The organism is Pantoea sp. R102 (assembly GCF_004916815.1).
Classification (GTDB): Bacteria; Pseudomonadota; Gammaproteobacteria; order Enterobacterales; family Enterobacteriaceae; genus Pantoea; species Pantoea dispersa.
On record NZ_SDFT01000261.1, the window covers coordinates 1 to 1,154 of the forward strand.

Genomic DNA, 1,154 nt, shown 5'->3' on the forward strand with positions numbered 1-1,154 from the left:
CGGTGAGCGTCAGGCTGCTCCGCGTCCACCGCGGGCAAAACCCGTCACTGACACTTCAACGTTGCAAGCGGGTCAAAACATCAAAGTCAAAGCAGGCAAAAGTGCAATGGACGCTACCATCCTGGAAATTACCAAAGATGGCGTCCGGGTCCAGCTCGCTTCCGGCCTGGCAATGATTGTGCGCGCAGAACACTTGCAGTTCTGAAACGGAGGCCCGACCCTGGCATGAACAGCATTTTTAAGATCGGTATGATCGCGGGCCTGCTGCTGGCAGGCCCCACCTTTGGCGCGGACAACATTACCCGCGCCGACCAGATTCCCCAGTTACACGAAGAAGCACAGCATCCTACCGTTAGTGAACGCGTCACTTCGCGTTTCACCCGCTCCCACTATCGTCAGTTCGATCTGAATCAGGATTTTTCGGCGAAAATTTTTGACCGCTACCTGAATCTGCTCGATTACAGCCATAACGTGCTGCTGGCGTCGGACGTGGCACAATTCGCCGACAAAAAAACCACGCTCGGTGATGAGCTGCGCAGCGGCAAGCTGGATGTGTTTTACGATCTCTATAATCTGGCGCAGAAGCGCCGCTTCGAGCGCTATCAGTATGCGCTCAGCGTGCTGAACCGCCCGATGAACTTCACCGGCAATGACACCATCGATATCGATCGTGCCAAAGCACCGTGGCCGAAAAGCACAGATGAGCTAAACGCGCTGTGGGATGCCAAGGTGAAGTATGACGAGCTGAGCCTGAAGCTGGCCGGGAAAGATGACAAAGAGATTCGCGAGACGCTGACCAAGCGCTACAACTTTGCCATCCGTCGTCTGGCACAAAGCAACAGCGAAGATGTGTTCCAGCTGGCGATGACCGCGTTCGCGCATGAAATCGACCCGCATACGAACTATCTGTCACCGCGCAACACCGAGCAGTTCAACACCGAAATGAGCCTGTCGCTGGAAGGTATCGGTGCCGTGCTGCAGATGGATGATGACTACACGGTGATCAACTCGATGGTCGCCGGTGGTCCGGCGGCCAAGAGCAAATCCATCAGCGTGGGCGACCGCATTGTGGGCGTCGGCCAGCCGGGCAAGCCAATGGAAGATGTGATTGGCTGGCGTCTGGATGACGTGGTGTCCAAAATTAAAGGGCCGAA

Annotated in this window: 1 protein-coding gene and 1 pseudogene; both read left to right on the forward strand. The window is 56.0% G+C overall.

Going from position 1 to position 1,154, the window contains the following annotated elements:
* A pseudogene (locus ERD80_RS21230) lies at positions 1-205 on the forward strand (RNA chaperone ProQ); the annotation flags it as partial.
* A 20-nt stretch (positions 206-225) separates the two neighbouring features.
* Positions 226-1,154 (forward strand): PDZ domain-containing protein (locus ERD80_RS21235; protein ID WP_168926308.1); only part of this gene is annotated, 929 nt, incomplete at its 3' end.